The following is an 18,705-nucleotide window of genomic DNA, read 5'->3' on the forward strand; positions in this document are numbered from 1 at the left end:
CAAAGGAAAAGATATATTCGCAATATGTTGACACCATATATGAAGTCAATTTAATTATGTTGAAGCATGGCTAAAAATAGAGATGAACTGTCATTGGAAAAGCTGGGAAAGAAGATACGCCAGCTAAAAGAAGCAAAAAATATTACGGATCGTGAACTAGCTAAATTGGCTGGGATTAGCTCTTCGCAAGTGTGGCGGTTACTGGATGGACAGGTAAACCCTACCTATTCCACATTAAAAGCAATTGCAGAAGTACTGGACGTACATCCTGGAATTTTCTTCGATATCTAAAAACAAACACAGGAAAAATCAGAATAATCCCCAAAATCATCTTAATCCTGCAAAAAGACAATCGCCGAAGGCGATCCCTCCGCTATATCTCAAATGTCATCCCTTCTTTCTTCAACTTAAAATACCGTGCCTCATCAAAGCTGAACAACTTCGCCGGTCTGCCCTGCGATACCTGTTTCTGCTTTTCATTATGGGCGATCAATATCCCCAGGTGATTGATCTTTTTCTGGAAATTGCGGCGGTCTATAGGCCGGTCCAGCAGCGTTTCGTAGAGCTTTTCCAGGTCGGCGATGGGGAATTTATTATCGAGTAGTTCGAAGCCGATGGGTTCGTAGCGGATCTTGCTGCGCAGTCGCTGTACAGCGAGGCCGATGATGGTAGCGTGATCGAAGGCCAGTGCGGGCAGGTCTTTGATATTGAACCATTTGGCGTCTTCGGCGTCGGAACTGGCTGCCAGTTTGAAGTTGGTAGGATTTACCAGTCCGAAGTAGGCGATAGATACTACCCTGCCGCGTGGATCACGACCGGGAAGCCCGAAGGTATACAACTGTTCGAGGTAGTTGATATTCACGCCTGCTTCGGTGAGCAGTTCCCTGGTAACGGCTGTTTCCAGGGATTCTTCGTCGAGTACAAAGCCGCCGGGCAGTGCCCAGCTATGCAGATAAGGTTCTATGGTACGCTTGATAAGCAGTACCACAATGCCTTCTTTGGGAATGTATCCAAATACTACCGCATCTACGGTAAGTCTGATGTTTTGTATGATCGGCAAATGCTTATCTGATTATTTTGTAAGGTAATGGTTTAACTGGGTAGTGTCTTTGTGCAAATTTACGAACAAAGGATTTTTCAGCGGATCAAAAACGATGATGCTGCTCCGCTCCCAGATATCCTGTGGGGCTGGCAGGTCGATGATCACTTCCTGGCCGTTTTCACGGTGAAAAAGGAGGCTGTCTTTACCGGCCATATGTCTTTTGAATCCTTGTCTGTCGAGGTAGTCGGTCATTTGTTGCCTGAGTTGCAGCACGGAGTCGGTGAGCGGATCGGAGGCTGGTTTGAACTCCCGGTATACATATACCTTTTCGGTGATCACGTCGTAGGCGGACCGGTCGGTTTTCTGTTCGTCGTTACGGGTAGGGTTACACGCAAACAGTAAGGAAGAAACAGTAAGGAGTGATAATATTTTTTTCATGATCTCATAGCTTTAATGTTCGTAGCAATCATAGTTTCTTTGCCGGTAAATTTTCCCGTCCCGGAATTCAATGATGGTGCAAATAAATGCTTTCATTACTTGTCCACGGCGGAATTGCCCGGCATCTACGCCGATTTCCCCGGTCCACTTGGCTTCTACCACAAGGGTATTTCCCGATTCCACCACCTTCAGCACACTGAAGTGCTGTGATTTCAAAATTATTTTATTGGTCACCATGCTTTCCAGCATGATGTCAAAATTTCGTTGTTTGATCTCGTTCGAGAGCTGATTGGGGTATTCAGTCTGGATGATATTCGGATGAAAGATCCTGGCAAATTCAACGGGATCTGCTGAAAAGCTCTCCAGCAGTTGGAAATACCGGTATATAAGCGCCAGTTTCTCGTCCATTTAAAGGGATAAATTGAAAATTTTACGAATGACGTATTTACGCGAAAATATACATTTCGCACTTATATGTAACCCGCAAATTTTGAAGCATCTTAATTCTGTACGCTGCTGAAGGCGAGTTTATCTTTATTATTTGTTTTATCAATGATGTTATATACCAGTTTGAGTACGTGCAGGGTGCCGTCGTAACTTACCTTGTAGGCGGCGGTGCTGGTGGGTTTGCAGAAATAGAGTACCGGTATATTTTTTCTATAGAAAGATGCATGATCAGAATTGCTGATGCCGCTGGAATCATATACCAGTGGCAGCTCTTTGGTAGCTGCTTGCTGGAGAATGGCCGACCATCCGGGCGAAGTGCCGGTGCCGCCTATCTGCAGTGCAGTGCCGGGAGGCAGTTGACCGATACCGTCCATATTAATCATGTAATTTACCTGGGAGAGGTCTACCGTGCTGTGGGCAGCGAAGTAGGAAGAGCCGGACAGGCCCTGTTCTTTCCCGGAGAAGGCAACAAGTACATAGTTGTTGTTCTGGAGACGGGAGCCGGCCAGTAAGCGGGCTATTTCCAGCATGGCGGCGGTGCCGCTGGCGTTATCGTCGCCGGTGTCGGTGGCTTCCCAGCCGCGATAGTCGTAGTGTGCGCCTATCACAATAGTGCGGGCGGCTTTATTATTGATATAGCCGATCACGTTGGTGCCTTTGCGTTGGATGGTGTTAAACGCTACCTGTACATGAATAGGAAATCCGTCGGCATCGTCTGCGCTTAGTTTCTGGCTGAGGGCTGCGTTGAGCCACACTGCCGGAATACCGGAGGCTTTGGGGTGAAGGTCCAGCCACTTCATCACTTCGGCGATAGATTCTTTCCCGTTATAAAATACCACGGCAGTAGCGCCGGATTTTTCGGCTACCTGGGTTTGATGTAAATATTGTTCGTACATGCTTTTCCGGCCGTCGCTGTCCAGTTCGGCCACGTTGATCAGCCAGATATTGTCTGGTTCGTTGACGCCGGGAATGGGTTCGCCTTTGGCGGATTTGTCGGCGCTGAAGGGAAGCGGCGCGAAATGTTTGCCAGGTTCCAGCTGGTGATCGCCGATGCTCATTTTGCAGGATGCGGCCGGTTCACGGATTTCTTTTACGGTAAATGCCTGTAAAAAGCCGGCTTCGCCCATAGGCGTTAAGCCCATCTGCTGCATTTGTGCAGCAATGTAAGCCGCGGCGAGTTGTTCGCCGGGAGCGCCGGTACTGCGGCCTTCCAGCTTATCGCTGCTCAGGTAACTGATGTGAGCTTGTAGGTTACCAAGGGTTTTTCTATCTTCTTTCTTCTGCGCTTGAACGTGTATGGTAACAATTACCAGTGGTAACAGCCAGGTTATCTTTTTCACAGCAAACTGATTTGGGTGTTGGGGCAAAATTACGAATTAGGACCGGCCCAAAGCGCATTGGCTCCCAATTCTTTTGACTATATCATTGTATTTTAAGTATTTATAATGTAACCCTTTCGTCTTAAAACAGTCATACGGCGGTTTATGTTTTCGGTTCATCCATCCCAATTCGCTATTTTTGCCCCGTTTTAAAAACAAAGTATGAAAAACACGCCTTTTACTGAGAAACACATTGCGCTGGGCGCCAAGATGGCCGCCTTTGCGGGTTACAACATGCCAATTTCCTATACCGGTATTAACGACGAGCACCAGGCGGTGCGTACCAACGCCGGCGTGTTTGATGTAAGCCACATGGGCGAATTTATTTTAAAAGGCGAAAACGCACTGGACCTGATCCAGCGTGTTACCAGCAACGATGCTTCCAAACTCACTGTAGGAAAAGCGCAATACAGCTGCTTACCAAACAATGAAGGCGGTATTGTAGACGACCTGCTCGTTTACTGCATTGAAGAAAACAACGTATACATGCTGGTAGTAAACGCCAGCAATATCGAAAAAGACTGGAACTGGATCAGCCAGTTCAACACCAAAAACGTGGAAATGCACAACATTTCCGATAAAACCTGTCTGCTGGCCATCCAGGGACCAAATGCTACCAGCATCCTGCAACCACTCACAGAAACAGACATCATCAACATGAAATACTACACTTTCACCAAAGGCACTTTTGCAGGTGTTCCTAATGTGGTGATCAGCGCAACCGGCTACACCGGCGCGGGTGGTATTGAAATTTATTTTGAAGATGTAGACGGCGCAGCAGATAAAATCTGGGATGCGATTTTCGCCGAAGGCGGACCTAAAGGCCTGAAACCTATTGGTTTGGGCGCCCGCGATACCCTTCGCCTGGAAATGGGCTTCTGTCTCTACGGTAATGATATCGACGACACTACTTCCCCGATGGAAGCGGGTCTTGGCTGGATCACCAAATTCACCAAACCATTTACTTCCAGCGAGTTATTCGCAAAACAGAAAGCAGAAGGCGTTAGCAAAAAGCTGGTTGGTTTTGAAATGATCGACAAAGGTATTCCGCGTCACGACTACGAAATCAAGGATGCAGCAGGTAATGTGATTGGCCGCGTAACTTCCGGTACACAATCGCCTTCCATGCAGAAAGCTATCGGTCTTGGCTATGTGAAAACAGCTTTCGCAGCGCAGGATTCAGAAATTTTTATTGCGGTGAGAGACAAGTCCCTCAAAGCAAAAGTGGTAAAAGTGCCTTTCCTGAGCTAGGAATATGTATGAATAGCCGGTTAAAGTTGTTAATTTCGGTGCCCGGAACGTATCCGGCGCACCGGAATTTTTATATTTTATTACCATATCTATGCCTACTATTCATTTAACTACCGTTATCTATGCTCCCCTGGAGCGGGTCTTCGACCTGAGCAGGAGCATCACGCTGCATAAGCGGAGTATGTCGCACAGACAGGAAGATGCGATAAAAGGCCGCACCAACGGACTGATATCCTATAATGAAACAGTAACCTGGAGAGCCAAGCACGTGGGGAAGATGAGAGAACTGACGACAAAGATCACGGCGATGCGTAAGAATGAGTTTTTCAGTGATGAAATGACCGAAGGGGATTTTACCCATATGAACCATGAACATCATTTCAAATCCATTGAGAATGCTACGGTGATGATCGATATTATGGATTTCGGTACGCCCTATGGCTGGTTCGGAAGAATGTTTGAGCGGTTTTATCTGCATAAATATATGATCAGTCTCCTGCAGGAAAGGAATAATACCATCAAGGATTATGCAGAGAGCGAAAAGTGGAGAGTTATCCTTGATTAAAGCAAAAAGCAACTAATGACAGAAAGCAACAAACCCAGCCTGGAAGTATGTTTATCCCCGGCTTTATTACACTTGTTTGATGTAAAAAACAGTATCGTAGTTATTATTGATGTGCTACGCGCCACCTCTACTATCTGCACCGCGTTGTACAATGGTGCTTCCCGGGTAATACCGGTGGCAAGTGTGGAAGAATGTGTGAATATCGGTCGCGCTATCGGTGGTATCACTGCCGGAGAAAGAGATGGCAGAGTAGCCGAAGGATTGGTACATGGCAATTCTCCGTTCGAATATCCCCGTGAGTTCGTGGAAAATAAAACGCTGGTACTCACTACTACCAACGGTACCAAATTACTGCACATGGCTAAGGATGCCATTCAGATTGTTACCGGCTCCTTTCCTAATATCAGTGCCGTTTGTGATTACCTGATCGCACAAAATCAAAATGTAATCCTGGGTTGCGCCGCCTGGAAAGACCGCGTAAACATGGAAGATACCCTGTTTGCCGGCGCTGTGGTAAACCGTATCAAAGCGCACTTTGATGTGAACTGCGACTCCGCCATTGCTGCGGAAACGCTTTACGAAACCGCTAAAGGCGACATCTATACTTTTATGACGCAGGCTTCTCACTACAAGCGCTTAGCGCAGTATGGCCTGGAAAAAGATATTCATTACTGTCTTACACCGGATGGCGCCAACGTGCTGCCGCTGTTTAAAGACGGAGAACTGATTGCAGGGTAAGCGGAGGGATCGCCTCCAGCGATTGTCTTTTTGCAGGATTAGACTGATGGAGATGATTGTACTGATTTTTCCTGCCGTTTGTTTTTATGATTTTGGGAGATAGAAAGCGGATATTTTCGCTGCTGTTTCCCAATTTTTTTTAGATGCTTTTTAAGCGGGCAGGTATTTATGAAGCATTTTACCGCTTTTGAAAGCAATGGAGTTTTCTAATTTTAATACTTTCCTTTCTTTAAAAATAGAAAGACCGCTTCCGATAGCAACGGGATTGCTGATAATGTAATATTCATCAACAAGGTTCTGGTTGATCAGTGAGGTGGCAAAATCGGCGCCGCCGTATACCAGAATGTCTTTACCGGATTCTTCTTTCAATGCCTTTACTACCGTTGCCAGGTCTCCATTTTCCACTTCCAGGTTCCTGCCGGCAATCGCTGTTTGTGTACGGCTGAAAACAATCTTGCGCATACTTACGATTTGTTTCGCCAAAGGATATGTAGGGTTTTCAGGAAGATTGTCGGCCGTATTTTCCCAGTGCTTAATGAAACTTTGGGTCATTTTGCGTCCCAGTAAAATAGTATCGCTGCTGTTGGCAAGATCCAGTATTTTCTGAAAGCCAACTTCATCCGGGCCGGCCAGCCATACCCAGTCCTGCTCGCCGTTGGGGCCTGCAACAAAGCCATCAAGGGTCATCTGCATCTGTAATTTCAATTTTCTCATAGAAGCTGTTTTTAAATGTGGTAGCGTTTTTTCTATCACAAATATCCGCAGGTTACTTAAGATTGGGAGGGTATAATCACGACAATCCGGAGGTGATTTGTGACATTATTGCAAAACAGGATGAAAAACTAGTTGGCTTCTATGGCGGTGCATAGGAAGTACCTGACCATAGCCACAAAAATTATTACACAGTATAAAAAAATATACGCGCTTCCATCTCCCCAAATCATAAAAACAAGCGGCAGGAAAAATCAGCATAATCATCTTCATCAGCCTAATCCTGCAAAAAGACAAAGGCCGAAGGCCTTCCTACCCTTTCGATGCAAGCTCCCGGAATTGCTGTGGTGCTATGCCTACATTCTTCTTAAAAAAGCGGTTAAAATAGGCGGGATCTTCAAACCCAATCTGGTAGCCTATTTCCTTGATGCTAAGCTTATCAGCGAAGAGCAACCGCCGCGCTTCCAGTAGTATCCGTTCTTTTATCAGCGTGCCGGCGGTTTTACCGGTGAATTGTTGAACGAGGGCATTGAGTTGCCGGGGTGTAATGTGTAATAATGCAGCGTAGTCCTGTACCTCATGATGTTTCACAAAATGTTGATGCAACAACTGTTTGAAGGCAAGTAGTTGCGACTGCCGCGCACCGGGTTGCAGATGGGATTCCTGCAATTGTTGTTTGCGGATACGCAGGATTTCCATGAGAATCACCCGGATGTAGGAAAACAGGATTTCCCCACTCCCACTGGCGGCACTGTCGTATTCTTCCAGTGCCAGTTGTATCAACGATTGCAGACGGTTAAAGGCGGCCGGTTCCAGATGAATAACCGGGTAGGACTGCAGGTTGTCGAACAGGAAGTGTGCGTATAGCTGCCGGTCCGGATCATTGCCACTACTAAAGAAGGACGGATTAAATTTTAGGGAGTAGCCATTGCTGCCCTGGTGGCGCTGCAATTCATGAACCTGTTCGGGCGACAGCAGGAATACTGCCGGCCCATTGAACGGGTAAGTGTTGAAATCAATATGATGAATGCCCTCTCCTTCCTCGATCAGTGTGATTTCGTAATAGTCATGCCGGTGAGGATATTGCCGGGGCATGATTTTTCCTTTATCATTCACACTGGCTACCAGTACATCCGGCAATTGCTGCGGTACCTTTGCAGTAACGCCGTCGGATATACGGTGAGAAGGAATGTGTTTAGGTTGCATGTCCAAATGTACAAGAAATAGGGTTGAATATCCATTGAGGCGGTCAGGCGGGTGGACTAGTTTTGTGGTCATAAATAACAGTATATGTCTACAGATACTACCCGGAGAAACTGGATAAAGCAGAGCAGTCTTGCGTTGATGGCCTTACCCGCTTTGGCCGGAAATGCCTATATTTTACCTGGCAAAAAAGATGTTGTTATGACCCACTATCTCTGCACCACCTGCGGGGTGCAATATGAAGCTTCCGAAAAAGCGCCGGCGCATTGCCCTATCTGTGAAGATGAGCGCCAATACGTGAATCCGGGCGGCCAGAGCTGGACTACCCTGGAACAGGTGCAGAAAACACATAAGAATATCATAGAACTGGTGGCGCCGGATCTGTATGCTATCTATACCACCCCGGATTTTGCGATCGGGCAGCGGGCGCATTTGCTGATCACTCCTTCGGGAAATATCCTGTGGGACTGCATTGCTAACCTGGACGCCTCTACGATTAATATTATCCAGCGGCTAGGAGGAATCAAGGCGATTGCCCTCTCCCATCCGCATTATTTTTCCACGATTGTTGAGTGGAGTCATGCCTTTGGTGAAGTGCCGGTATATGTGCACGAGGCAGATGCACAGTGGCTGCAACGCCGGGACCCGGTAATTAAATTATGGTCCGGGAAGGAACTGCCGCTATGGGATGGTATTAAGCTGGTGCTGTGTGGTGGCCACTTTGCGGGTGGCAATGTGTTGTATTCCCCGGCGGGTAAAGGATCTTTACTGGTGGGCGATGTGATCCAGGTATCTTCCGACCGGAAAACGGTATCGGTGATGTACAGTTACCCCAATAATATTCCGTTGTCGGCAAGAGAAATTGATACCCTGCATGCGGCGGTAAAACCATTACAATACGATGCGATGTATGGTGCTTTTGGAAAATATATCAAAACCGGTGCGAGGGAAGCAGTAGATTTTTCACTGGAAAGGTACCGGAATCGTATCCGATAAACAATTGATAAACAGGCATCTATATTTGAAAAAAAATAAGTTGAAAAATTGGGCCTACTCCGCCATGGCAAAAGGGAGCCGGTTAATGGCTTGTTAATGGGTGGCCTGCGGGTTATTAGAAATTTTCTGCTTACTTTTGTGGATTGCCTTTTTATCAGCTGTTAAGTTTTTTTGATATATCTATTAACCCTTTTGCTGATAATAAAAGCGGGCAACAACGTTAGTATGTCGCTACCCCATTTGCTAAAATATGTTTACAACAACGGCACTGATGAAGTGATCCGCAGGGGGAAGCGTATTTTTTCGGCCGGGGGCGTTGAACTCATCGAGGCAGACCCGGTGCTGAAAACAGCTACCTTCCGCGTTAAGAGCGACACACATGCCAATTATTACCGTGTTTCCATCAACAAGTATGGAGAAACAACCGGTATGTCCATCCGGTGTCAATGTCCTTACAATTTGGGAGACATCTGCCGGCACGAAGCCGCTGCACTGTTCCAGCTCCAGGAAATGCTGGATAAGAATCATTTCGAGAGCTTCGACACACAGTTTGATCAGCAACATACGCTGATTAAAATGAAGTCTATCGATATCAAATCCATTAAACTGCTTACTTCCGGAGCCATACTGGCCGAAGCAGAAGAAATTGCCAAAAAACATCCCGCTAAAATCAACCTGGCGAAAGATGAAAAGGTAGAAGCCCTGCTAAAGCTGAATGGAGAAGAGTTTCCGCTGATCATTCAACGGAATGAAGAACGGTTTTTTGACACGCATTGTACCTGCGACGAAACAGAACACGCGCTGTGTGTCCATAAAACCGCCCTGTTCCTGCAACTCCTGCAGAAAAACGGACCGTTTTATTTCGATACCCTCCGCAACTGGGACAAGGAAAAGAATAAGCTGCTCTCCTTATACGGCTATTCCCTTTCCGATGACCTGGACGGTAAGTTTGCCTTTTCCTATATGGACGGCAAACCATTTTTACGTGTACTGGACCCTACCATCAAACGGGTAGATGGCGCTGCTGCAGGCCGGCAGCCGGTTACGGCTCCCCCGCCTCCGGAAGAAACCATCACCATTACACAACGACTCGCAGCAGTATTCAATGCCAACGAATCGTTATACCCTTATTTTAAAATAGAACTGGTCAGCGGCGAAATCAACGAGGAACAGAATGCCTTCGTTTCCCTCGCCAGCAAACTGGATCTCACCAAATATGTTGACTTCTACCAGTTCAAGGAAAAAGACCGGGAACTGATAGCGCCTATACGAAAATTGCAGGGCAGCGAAGTCAGCAAATTCCTCAGCAAAAATTCTCCGTTCGCCGGTATCTGGGAAAATATCACGCATGAAAATGCGGAGGAACTGCCCACCGAAACAAAAGAACTGATGCTGGAATACCTGCATCCCAAACTGGCCAAACTGTTCCCACAGCTGGCAGAGCACGGACTGGTATTCGAACTGCCCAACAGGCAGGCATTTAAAACAAAGAACCTGCAATTACTGCAGATAGGCGCCGACAGGCTCAAACTGGTGATCAAAACCAATACCGGCGATACCCACGTAGAAATCAATTGCTATGTGAACATCGAAGGAGAACTGGTAAATGTGGCGGAGAATGAATGGGAAAGCCCGTTGTTATTCCTGCACAAACAAGTGATCTACCTGTTTGAAAGTCCGCAGGATGCCCTGCATGTAGAACTCTTCCGCCAGAATGGACAGTTGCGCGTTGCCAACAATGAATGGCCTACCTATCTGAAGGATTACCTGCTGCCGCTCAGCCGTCAGTATGATATCCAGTTCGACAGAGGCCTGCTGGCAGAACTGAAGGATGTAACGCCCGAACCACGCGTATTCCTGAAAGAACTAGGCGAAACCTTTATTATACAACCCGGCTTCGCTTACCGTGGCCAGGAAGTAGAGTGGAACGATGAGAGCAAGATCACTGTCCAGGAAGGCAATAAAGTGCTCATCATTCACCGGAATAAAGAAGCAGAGGAAGCCTTTGTTAATAAACTCCGCACCTTACATACCAACTTCTCGCAACACGATAACCACAACTATTTTTATCTGCGTGCAAAAGAAGCGCTGAAAAATAACTGGTTCTTCCTGTTCTTCGATGCACTGAAGGAAATGAATGTGCGCGTATTCGGATTTGATTCCCTGCGCAATTTCAAATTCAGTTCGCATAAGCCGGTCACTAATTTACAGATCAGTTCCGGCATCGACTGGTTCGACGCACAGATCGAAGTATTATACGGTGATCAGAAAGTAAGTATCAAGGATATTAAAAACGCGCTGGCCAACAAGCAGAACTATGTGCAGCTGGCAGACGGCTCCCTGGGCCTGCTGCCGGAAGAATGGCTGCGTAAATATTCCCTGCTCTTTAAAGTCGGTGAAGAAAAAGATAAAGGTCTTAAACTCAGCAAATATAACTTCAGTGTAATCGATGAACTCTACGAGTTTATTGATGATGAAGCAGTAGTACTGGAACTCGAACAAAAGCGCCGTAAGCTGCTCCAGTTCGATGAGATCCGCAATATTGCGCTGCCGGAAAACCTGCAGGCAACCCTGCGCCCGTACCAGGAAAGTGGCTTCCAGTGGCTCAACTACCTGGATGACATCAAATGGGGCGGTATCCTGGCGGATGACATGGGGTTGGGTAAAACCATCCAGGCCCTCACCTTCCTCCAGTATTACAAGAATAAGAACGGTGGTAAAACCATGGCGTTGATAGTTTGTCCTACCACGCTGATTTACAACTGGGAAAATGAAATCAGGAAATTCACACCGGATATCAAACATCATATCCACCACGGTCCTGCGCGATTAAAATCGTCGGAGGAACTGGGGAAATTTGATGCCATCATTACCACTTACGGTACGCTTCGCAGTGATATTCAACTGCTGATGAAACTGGAGTTTGACTATGTCATACTGGATGAATCACAGGCGATCAAGAATCCGCAATCGAAAGTGACCAAAGCCGCACAGCTCTTGCAAACAAAGAACAGGCTGGCATTGAGTGGTACGCCGATGCAGAATAATACCTTCGATATTTATGCACAGATGAACTTCCTGAACCCGGGAATGCTTGGTAGCGTTGACTTTTTCCGTAACGAATTTGCAACGCCGATCGATAAATTTCAGGATGAAGAAAGAAAAGAACACCTGCGTAAACTGATCTATCCGTTTATCCTTCGCCGTACCAAAGAACAGGTGGCGAAAGACTTACCGGAAAAAATTGAAACGGTGATCTTCTGCGAAATGGATGCGGAACAACGGCATATCTATGATGCCTACCGTAATACTTACCGCTCCAAGATCCTCGGTGTTATTGAAGATCAGGGTATGGAACGTTCCCAGCTCACTATTCTGCAAGGCCTGATGAAGCTGCGTCAGATCTGTGATTCACCAGCCATCCTGAATGATACGGAACAGTATCCCAACCATTCTGTAAAGCTGCATGAGCTGACCCGTGAGATCTCTGAAAATATCGGCAACCACAAAGTGCTGATCTTCTCCCAGTTCCTCGGTATGCTCGGCCTGATCCGCGACCGGATGCAACACCTGAAAATTCCTTACGAATATTTCGATGGTAGCACGTCCACCGTAGATCGTGAAAAAGCTATCCAGAACTTCCAGCACAACGATGAGTGCCGCGTGTTCCTCATTTCACTGAAAGCCGGTGGTGTGGGTCTGAACCTTACCGCAGCCGATTACGTGTACATCGTGGATCCATGGTGGAACCCGGCTGTAGAGCAACAGGCGATTGACCGTACTCACCGTATCGGGCAAACGAAAAACATCTTTGCTTACCGCATGATCTGTAAAGACACGGTGGAAGAAAAGATCCTGCAGTTGCAGGAACGAAAGAAATCGCTGGTGAAAGAGATTATTTCGGATGATAGTGGCTTTGTGAAGAAGCTGACGAAAGAAGATGTATTGTACTTGTTTAGTTAGTTGTTGTTGACTTTCTTATTATGATTTAAATTAGAGGAATGACACTTTCGCAAAACGATATAAAAATAATTCAGCAATACTTCTCAGATAAACCTGTGAAGAAAGCCTTTATTTTTGGATCACATGCGAGAGGCACAGCCGATGATCAAAGCGACATAGATATATTGGTAGAATTGGATTATACTAAATATATAGGTCTGGGTTTTGTTACAATGCAGCAAGATCTTGAAGATAAGTTGCACAAGAAGGTAGATCTGATTTCAGAAAAAGCTGTTTCAAAATATATTTTACCCTTTATTAAATCAGACAAACAATTGATTTATGAAAGGTAAGATGGGTGATAAGCAACGATTACAGCATATTGCTGATGCAATACTAGAAATTGAAACTTATACCACAGGTAAATCACTTGCTGATTTCATTGAAAATTCTATGATGCGTTTTGCTTCGGTAAAGCAAATTGAGATTATAGGTGAAGCTGCTAACTTGTTAACACCTGAGTTAAAAGAACTTCATACCGATGTTGCGTGGAGGCAGATCATTGGACTCAGGCATATCCTTGTACATGAGTATTTTGGAATAGATGCAGAGTTGATCTGGCAGATTGTTGAAAGTGATATTCCTGTTCTAAAGGAAAGGATTGAAGAGATATTAAATAACCTGGAATAATAGTAAGTTTATTAGTGGGATGTTTTGCAAGCTTGCAAAACATCCCTTTTTTTTGCCCTCCACTTTCACCTAAACAACGCCCCCTACTCTTTCATTTCTGCACACACCCTACCATTTCTGCATGGTTTTCCCTTCGCTCATTTTCTTCCTATCTCCCTGTATTGTAATTTAAATAACTGATTAATAAATAGTTAGGTAGTAATTGCCCGCCGCAAAAGAACGCTGGCACTCCGCTGGCATTACCCTATTTGTATCAAAACAATTGATCCATATGCTACCTGACTCAAAAATCTCTCAACTGATTGGTTTACAGATTCCGGGATTAACATTTCCCGCTGAGCAACAACAACCTGCCAAAGGCAGCATCAGTAAAGTGATCCACACTTTTGCCGATTATACCGGCCGTATGATCAGGAATGAACAACTTCACGAGGTGAAACGTTGTTTCAATGTGGCCGCTGTATTGTATCATAATGGAAGCAGTGCCTTACGTAACGCTATCGAAAGCGCATTTATGTATACCCTGTCTCCCCTGCTCTGCGGAAAGCATAAGGAACTACTTCCCTTGTCTTTGAAAAACGTAAGGATTCAGCATTTACAAACTATAGCACTTTAAAACCTCTTTTATGATCATGACTATTCTTCTGGTGCTCGCAGGACTGGCCTGCTTCGCCTTATTCTTCAAATCGGTGGACTATTTCGAAAAGATCTAACTAAAACACCTGTAATTATGAACGCATTATTTGTTTTATCACTTTTCGTTTTCGGCTACATGATCTATGTACTGTTGAAACCTGAGAAATTCTGATTGGAGTATCGCTCCCGCCTATACGCAAAAGCTTATTTAACTGACTATAGAAATGACAACAGAAATTTTAGGCGTAATCGCCACCTACGGCATCACGCTGTTACTGGCCTGGCCACTGTCGAGATACATTGTAAAGGTATTCCGGGGTGAACGCACCTGGTCCGATTTTATGTCGCCACTGGAGCGCCTTTTCTTTAAAATTTCCGGTATCAATCCTAAAGAGGAAATGGACTGGAAACAACATATGAAGGCGCTGCTCACCATCAACCTCGTGTGGTTTGTATACGCATTCTTTGCCCTGTTCTTCCAGGACAAACTGCCACTGAACCCGGATGGGAATCCCGGCCAGTCGGCCGATCTGGCGTTTAACACCGCCATCAGCTTTGTAGTAAACTGCAACCTGCAACACTATTCAGGTGAAACTGGTGTTACTTATTTCACCCAGTTATTTGTACTGGCCTTCCTGCAGTTTGTGAGCGCCGCTACCGGTATTGCTGCACTGATCGTGGTTTTCAAAGCCATGAAAGAAAAAACGACCACTAAGTTGGGTAACTTCTGGGATATTTTCCTGAAAACGATTACCCGTATTTTATTGCCTATCAGCATTGTGATTGCACTCATCTTTGTTTTCAATGGTATGCCTGCCAGCTATGCCGGTAAGGAAGCCATTGTGTCCATGCAGGGCGATACTGTAAACGTATCACACGGACCCGTTGCAGGGTTTGTGGCGATCAAACACCTCGGAACCAATGGTGGTGGCTTCTTTGGCGCCAATTCCGCCCATCCGCTGGAAAATCCTAACTATGTTACCTGGATGACAGAAATGGTAGCACAGGTGATTATACCTATTGCCATGGTATTCGCGCTGGGTATGTTTATCCAACGGCGAAAATTTGCGATGGTCATCTTCGGTATTATGACCATCGGGATGATCTGCCTGCTGATCCCTTCCATGCAGCAGGAAATGGCCGGTAATCCTGCCATTGCGCACATGGGTATACAACAGGCCACAGGGGCCATGGAAGGTAAGGAAGTGCGCTTTGGCGCCGCTGCTACGGGCTACTGGAGTACCGTTACCACTATCATCTCTACGGGTTCTGTATGCGGCTGGCACGATAGCACCATGCCTATGACCGGTTTAATGCAGTTGCTCGGTATGATGCTGAACTGCCTGTATGGTGGTTGCGGCGTGGGTATCCTGAACTACTACATCTATATTATCATCGCAGTATTCATCTCTGGTCTCATGGTAGGCCGTACACCTGAATTTATGGGGCATAAACTGGAAGCCCGGGAAGTAAAGATTGCAGCGATTATCACGTTGTTATCGCCTTTCCTGATCCTGGCCGGTACTGCTTTATCTGCATGGGTACTCTCGCATCATCCGGATGCGGATTGGGCGGTGAAGCCATCCGCCTGGTTGAACAACCCGGGGTATCACGGTTTCTCTGAAATGCTGTATGAATATACTTCTGCCAATGCCAACAATGGTTCTGGTTTTGAGGGTCTGGGAGATGGAAATATTTTCTGGAACGTATCTACCGGCTTTGTACTGATCCTCGGCAGGTTCCTGCCGATCATAGGACCGGTAGCGATTGCAGGTCTGATGGCTTCCAAGAAGTATGTGCCTGAATCTGCCGGTACACTGAGAACGGACTCCATCACTTTTGGCGCCATGACTTTTGCAGTGATCGTAATCCTCACCGCTTTGTCTTATTTCCCTGCACTGGCACTGGGACCCATCGCAGAGTATTTTTCCCTGTAATATTTTAATGACTGACGACCATGAAGCATGATAATAAATTGTTTCCGAAAGAACTGGTGATGGAAAGCCTGAAGCAGTCTTTCGTAAAACTGAATCCGAAACTGATGATTAAAAACCCGGTGATGTTCACCGTGGAAATAGGTACTGCCGTAATGCTGATAGTGGCACTGTATGCGCTGTTTACCGGCAACAAAGAACAAGGCAGTGCTGCATATAACGTTTCTATTTTCCTGGTGCTTTTCCTCACCGTTATCTTTGCCAACTTCGCGGAAGCCATTGCGGAAGCGCGTGGTAAAGCACAAGCCGAAAGCTTGCGTAAAACGAGAGAAGAAACACCTGCGAAGAAAGTAGAACTGGTAGGTGAAATATTCACCAACGAAATCAAGATCGTATCTTCTTCTTCCCTTCGCAAAGGCGACATCTTCGTATGTGAGCCCGGTGATATTATTCCTGCCGATGGAGAAATTGTGCAGGGCCTGGCGAGCATCGACGAATCCGCTATCACCGGTGAAAGTGCGCCGGTGATCCGGGAAGCCGGTGGCGATAAATCCAGTGTGGTAGGCGGTACAAAGGTATTGTCTGATCATATTAAAGTACGGGTAAGCACAGAACCGGGAGAATCTTTCCTGGATAAAATGATTGCCCTCGTAGAAGGCGCCAGCAGACAGAAAACACCCAATGAAATTGCACTGACGATCCTGCTGGCCAGCTTTACCCTGGTGTTTATCATTGTATGTGTAACGCTGAAACCATTTGCCGACTACGCCCAGACGCCCATTACTATAGCGGCCTTTATTTCCCTGTTTGTATGTCTGATTCCCACTACTATCGGCGGTTTATTATCAGCCATCGGTATTGCGGGAATGGACCGTGCCCTGAGAGCCAACGTGATTACCAAATCCGGTAAGGCCGTAGAAACTGCCGGTGATATTGATGTGCTGTTGCTGGATAAAACCGGTACCATCACCATCGGTAACCGCAAGGCCACTAACTTCTATGCAACCAACGGTGTAGCTACGGCAGACTTTATCCGCCTCTGCGCCTTAAGTTCTTTATCCGATGAAACACCGGAAGGTAAGTCTATCGTAGAACTGGCCGGCAAGGAAGTGGTGAGCAAATTATCCGTAAGTGGCGCCAGCCTGGTGAAATTCACCGCTGAAACCCGCAGCAGTGGTATCGACTTGCCGGATGGTAGCCGCATTCGTAAAGGTGCTTACGACGCCATCCGCCGCCTGGCAGAAAGAGAAGGATTTACTTTCCCCGCAGAAACGCTGGCCAAAGTAGAATCTATTTCCAACGACGGTGGTACACCACTGGTAGTAGCATTGAACAGCAAAGTACAGGGCGTTATTGAACTGCAGGATATCATCAAACCTGGTATCAGTGAACGTTTCGACCGCCTGCGTAGAATGGGAGTGAAAACGGTAATGGTAACCGGTGATAACCCACTGACTGCAAAATATATTGCTACCAAAGCGGGTGTAGACGACTTCATCGCAGAAGCGAAGCCCGAAGATAAAATGAGTTATATCCGCAAAGAGCAGAACGAAGGCCGTCTTGTAGCGATGATGGGCGACGGTACCAACGATGCGCCTGCCCTGGCCCAGGCCGATGTAGGTGTGGCGATGAACAGCGGTACACAGGCTGCCAAAGAAGCCGGTAACATGGTGGATCTGGACAACGACCCTACCAAGCTGATTGAAATCGTGGAAATCGGAAAGCAGTTGCTGATGACACGTGGTACACTTACCACTTTCTCTATCGCTAACGACGTGGCCAAATATTTCGCGATTGTGCCTGCGCTGTTTGTGACTTCTATCCCCGCTTTGCAGGGTATCAATATCATGAAGCTGCATAGCCCTGAAACGGCCATCCTCAGTGCGGTGATCTTCAATGCGATCATCATCCCGATGCTGATCCCACTGGCCCTGCGCGGCGTGGCTTACAAGCCTATCGGCGCCAGTGCGTTGCTTCGCCGCAACCTGCTGATCTATGGCGTAGGTGGTATCATCGCTCCTTTCATCGGCATCAAGCTGATTGATATGCTGATTGCGCTTTTTATGTAATTCTAACTGGTTAAAATTTAAAGAGATGAAAAAGTATCTTTTGCCTTCTATAAAGCTCACTGCATTACTCGTTTTGTTATTGGGCGGATTATATCCGTTGTTCCTGGCAGGCGTGGCTAAACTGGCTCCCGGTAAAGGCGATGGTATCAAAGTAACACACAATGGCCGCGTGGTAGGCTATGAAAATATTGCACAAAAATTCAGTGACGATAAATACTTTCAGCCCCGTCCGTCTACGGTAGATTATAATGCTGCCGGTTCCGGTGGTTCCAATAAAGCTGCCGGTAACCCTGATTATTTGAAAACTGTACAGGAAAGAATTGATTCCTTTATGGTGCATAACCCGGATGTGAAAAAATCGGATATTCCGGCAGAACTGGTCACTGCTTCTGCGAGTGGACTGGACCCGCACCTCACGCCTGCTGCGGCTTATGTGCAGGTGCCACGCGTAGCTAAGTTAAGAAACATCCCTGCTGATAAACTGAAACAATTAATCGATGCCAACACGAAAGGCCCTTTAATGGGACTGTTTGGGTTGTCTACCGTAAATGTGCTGAAATTAAACATCGCACTGGACGACCTGAAATAGATTGCCGTCCTCTTATCCTTTGCCTCATGAACGTCTTATGAAAAAACCGCTGACTTTAAACTGGTAGTCTGTCGC

General features: G+C 46.5%; 18 protein-coding genes. 12 read left to right on the plus strand and 6 right to left on the minus strand.

The window, feature by feature from the left end:
- Positions 1–66: 66 nt before the first annotated feature.
- Complete coding sequence (locus BMW79_RS03965) at positions 67–291, plus strand: helix-turn-helix domain-containing protein (RefSeq protein ID WP_089890867.1); 225 nt, start codon at positions 67–69, stop codon at positions 289–291.
- Positions 292–373: 82 nt separating this feature from the next.
- Here the strand turns inward: BMW79_RS03965 and BMW79_RS03970 are convergent, their stop codons facing one another.
- From BMW79_RS03970 to BMW79_RS03985, 4 genes are all read right to left on the minus strand, one after another.
- Positions 374–1,060, minus strand: coding sequence for an NUDIX hydrolase (locus tag BMW79_RS03970; RefSeq protein ID WP_089890869.1), 687 nt, complete (start codon positions 1,058–1,060; stop codon positions 374–376).
- Between the two features lie 12 nt (positions 1,061–1,072).
- A complete protein-coding gene (locus tag BMW79_RS03975; RefSeq protein WP_089890872.1) occupies positions 1,073–1,480 on the minus strand; it encodes a hypothetical protein in 408 nt (135 codons plus the stop codon).
- A gap of 12 nt (positions 1,481–1,492) precedes the next feature.
- On the minus strand, positions 1,493–1,888 hold the full coding sequence (locus BMW79_RS03980; RefSeq protein ID WP_089890875.1) for a nuclear transport factor 2 family protein: 396 nt from the start codon (positions 1,886–1,888) through the stop codon (positions 1,493–1,495).
- Positions 1,889–1,980: 92 nt separating this feature from the next.
- The gene (locus BMW79_RS03985) at positions 1,981–3,267 is read right to left on the minus strand and encodes a M28 family peptidase (RefSeq protein WP_089890879.1); all 1,287 of its coding nucleotides are present in this window, start codon (positions 3,265–3,267) and stop codon (positions 1,981–1,983) included.
- 201 nt (positions 3,268–3,468) lie between these two features.
- On the opposite strand from BMW79_RS03985, the gene gcvT reads away from it, so the two are divergent.
- The 3 genes from gcvT to BMW79_RS04000 all read left to right on the plus strand — a co-directional run bounded on the left by gcvT (position 3,469) and on the right by BMW79_RS04000 (position 5,860).
- Positions 3,469–4,557, plus strand: a complete 1,089-nt coding sequence (gcvT, locus tag BMW79_RS03990; RefSeq protein ID WP_089890881.1) for a glycine cleavage system aminomethyltransferase GcvT — start codon at positions 3,469–3,471, stop codon at positions 4,555–4,557.
- Positions 4,558–4,648: 91 nt separating this feature from the next.
- A complete protein-coding gene (locus tag BMW79_RS03995; protein WP_089890883.1) occupies positions 4,649–5,122 on the plus strand; it encodes an SRPBCC family protein in 474 nt (157 codons plus the stop codon).
- A gap of 15 nt (positions 5,123–5,137) precedes the next feature.
- Complete coding sequence (locus tag BMW79_RS04000) at positions 5,138–5,860, plus strand: 2-phosphosulfolactate phosphatase (RefSeq protein WP_089890885.1); 723 nt, start codon at positions 5,138–5,140, stop codon at positions 5,858–5,860.
- A 150-nt stretch (positions 5,861–6,010) separates the two neighbouring features.
- Here BMW79_RS04000 and BMW79_RS04005 read toward each other — a convergent pair whose 3' ends face one another.
- A complete protein-coding gene (locus tag BMW79_RS04005; RefSeq protein WP_089890887.1) occupies positions 6,011–6,574 on the minus strand; it encodes a dihydrofolate reductase family protein in 564 nt (187 codons plus the stop codon).
- A gap of 309 nt (positions 6,575–6,883) precedes the next feature.
- The gene (locus BMW79_RS04010; protein ID WP_177192032.1) at positions 6,884–7,777 is read right to left on the minus strand and encodes a helix-turn-helix domain-containing protein; all 894 of its coding nucleotides are present in this window, start codon (positions 7,775–7,777) and stop codon (positions 6,884–6,886) included.
- 84 nt (positions 7,778–7,861) lie between these two features.
- Here BMW79_RS04010 and BMW79_RS04015 point away from each other — a divergent pair, with 84 nt between their 5' ends.
- The 8 genes from BMW79_RS04015 to kdpC all read left to right on the plus strand — a co-directional run bounded on the left by BMW79_RS04015 (position 7,862) and on the right by kdpC (position 18,630).
- Positions 7,862–8,770: an MBL fold metallo-hydrolase gene (locus BMW79_RS04015; RefSeq protein WP_245752372.1), complete on the plus strand. Its 909-nt coding sequence runs from the start codon at positions 7,862–7,864 to the stop codon at positions 8,768–8,770.
- A gap of 225 nt (positions 8,771–8,995) precedes the next feature.
- Positions 8,996–12,733 (plus strand): DEAD/DEAH box helicase, encoded by a 3,738-nt coding sequence (locus BMW79_RS04020; protein WP_089890893.1) that lies wholly within the window; start codon positions 8,996–8,998, stop codon positions 12,731–12,733.
- A gap of 38 nt (positions 12,734–12,771) precedes the next feature.
- Positions 12,772–13,065, plus strand: coding sequence for a nucleotidyltransferase family protein (locus BMW79_RS04025; RefSeq protein WP_089890897.1), 294 nt, complete (start codon positions 12,772–12,774; stop codon positions 13,063–13,065).
- Positions 13,055–13,402, plus strand: a complete 348-nt coding sequence (locus BMW79_RS04030) for a HepT-like ribonuclease domain-containing protein (protein WP_089890899.1) — start codon at positions 13,055–13,057, stop codon at positions 13,400–13,402. Before BMW79_RS04025 ends, BMW79_RS04030 begins: the two co-directional genes overlap by 11 nt.
- A gap of 271 nt (positions 13,403–13,673) precedes the next feature.
- Entirely contained in the window at positions 13,674–14,018 is a 345-nt protein-coding gene (locus tag BMW79_RS04035; protein ID WP_143059065.1) for a DUF7674 family protein, read from the plus strand.
- 244 nt (positions 14,019–14,262) lie between these two features.
- Positions 14,263–15,975: a potassium-transporting ATPase subunit KdpA gene (gene kdpA / locus BMW79_RS04045; RefSeq protein ID WP_089890905.1), complete on the plus strand. Its 1,713-nt coding sequence runs from the start codon at positions 14,263–14,265 to the stop codon at positions 15,973–15,975.
- 20 nt (positions 15,976–15,995) lie between these two features.
- Positions 15,996–18,041, plus strand: a complete 2,046-nt coding sequence (gene kdpB, locus BMW79_RS04050) for a potassium-transporting ATPase subunit KdpB (protein ID WP_089890907.1) — start codon at positions 15,996–15,998, stop codon at positions 18,039–18,041.
- Positions 18,042–18,066: 25 nt separating this feature from the next.
- The gene (gene kdpC, locus BMW79_RS04055) at positions 18,067–18,630 is read left to right on the plus strand and encodes a potassium-transporting ATPase subunit KdpC (protein WP_089890910.1); all 564 of its coding nucleotides are present in this window, start codon (positions 18,067–18,069) and stop codon (positions 18,628–18,630) included.
- Positions 18,631–18,705 lie beyond the last annotated feature (75 nt).

The sequence above is a fragment of the Chitinophaga arvensicola genome (assembly GCF_900110835.1).
In the GTDB taxonomy this organism is placed as follows: Bacteria; Bacteroidota; Bacteroidia; order Chitinophagales; family Chitinophagaceae; genus Chitinophaga; species Chitinophaga arvensicola.

Excerpts from the sequence above, each read along its gene's own strand:
- BMW79_RS04010 (WP_177192032.1), bottom strand. The coding sequence starts at position 7,777 with ATGCAACCTAAACACATTCCTTCTCACCGTATATCCGACGGCGTTACT.
- BMW79_RS03965 (WP_089890867.1), top strand. The coding sequence starts at position 67 with ATGGCTAAAAATAGAGATGAACTGTCATTGGAAAAGCTGGGAAAGAAG.
- kdpA (WP_089890905.1), top strand. The coding sequence starts at position 14,263 with ATGACAACAGAAATTTTAGGCGTAATCGCCACCTACGGCATCACGCTG.
- BMW79_RS04025 (WP_089890897.1), top strand. The coding sequence starts at position 12,772 with ATGACACTTTCGCAAAACGATATAAAAATAATTCAGCAATACTTCTCA.
- BMW79_RS03980 (WP_089890875.1), bottom strand. The coding sequence starts at position 1,888 with ATGGACGAGAAACTGGCGCTTATATACCGGTATTTCCAACTGCTGGAG.
- kdpB (WP_089890907.1), top strand. The coding sequence starts at position 15,996 with ATGAAGCATGATAATAAATTGTTTCCGAAAGAACTGGTGATGGAAAGC.
- BMW79_RS04035 (WP_143059065.1), top strand. The coding sequence starts at position 13,674 with ATGCTACCTGACTCAAAAATCTCTCAACTGATTGGTTTACAGATTCCG.
- BMW79_RS03995 (WP_089890883.1), top strand. The coding sequence starts at position 4,649 with ATGCCTACTATTCATTTAACTACCGTTATCTATGCTCCCCTGGAGCGG.
- BMW79_RS03975 (WP_089890872.1), bottom strand. The coding sequence starts at position 1,480 with ATGAAAAAAATATTATCACTCCTTACTGTTTCTTCCTTACTGTTTGCG.
- gcvT (WP_089890881.1), top strand. The coding sequence starts at position 3,469 with ATGAAAAACACGCCTTTTACTGAGAAACACATTGCGCTGGGCGCCAAG.
- BMW79_RS04015 (WP_245752372.1), top strand. The coding sequence starts at position 7,862 with ATGTCTACAGATACTACCCGGAGAAACTGGATAAAGCAGAGCAGTCTT.
- BMW79_RS04005 (WP_089890887.1), bottom strand. The coding sequence starts at position 6,574 with ATGAGAAAATTGAAATTACAGATGCAGATGACCCTTGATGGCTTTGTT.
- kdpC (WP_089890910.1), top strand. The coding sequence starts at position 18,067 with ATGAAAAAGTATCTTTTGCCTTCTATAAAGCTCACTGCATTACTCGTT.
- BMW79_RS04020 (WP_089890893.1), top strand. The coding sequence starts at position 8,996 with ATGTCGCTACCCCATTTGCTAAAATATGTTTACAACAACGGCACTGAT.
- BMW79_RS04030 (WP_089890899.1), top strand. The coding sequence starts at position 13,055 with ATGAAAGGTAAGATGGGTGATAAGCAACGATTACAGCATATTGCTGAT.
- BMW79_RS04000 (WP_089890885.1), top strand. The coding sequence starts at position 5,138 with ATGACAGAAAGCAACAAACCCAGCCTGGAAGTATGTTTATCCCCGGCT.